Genomic DNA, 333 nt, shown 5'->3' with positions numbered 1-333 from the left:
GTTGATATAGCTCATCAAGTTCAGGAGTTATACCTAACCCACCAAGTTGTCCAACAAATCGGGCACCTAAACTTTCCTCAAGTATAATTACTAAGTTTTTTTTAACTCCAGACACAAAAGGTTTGTTATGTGCCAAGGTCGGAATATTTCCGGTGACAAACTGCTTACGATAAGAAGCCTTTTTGACTATATCTATAACTTGCTGATGAGGCATTGTGCCATACAAATTGCTAGCACTTTTTTCGTTACCCATGTTTTTCAGCGCAAACGCAACACTGTAAGTGGAGTTAAGAACAAGTGAATTTACTAGTGAATCTTGAGAAAAATAGACTA

At 37.2% G+C, this 333-nt stretch carries 1 pseudogene; it reads right to left on the bottom strand.

What is annotated here, in order from left to right:
• Positions 1 to 253 (bottom strand): annotated as a pseudogene (locus tag PSI06_RS21800) (LTA synthase family protein); the annotation flags it as partial.
• Positions 254 to 333 lie beyond the last annotated feature (80 nt).

The sequence above is a fragment of the Pseudoalteromonas sp. GABNS16E genome, from assembly GCF_028598715.1.
Lineage (GTDB): Bacteria > Pseudomonadota > Gammaproteobacteria > Enterobacterales > Alteromonadaceae > Pseudoalteromonas > Pseudoalteromonas atlantica.
This window is presented reverse-complemented; position numbering and strand designations above follow the sequence as displayed.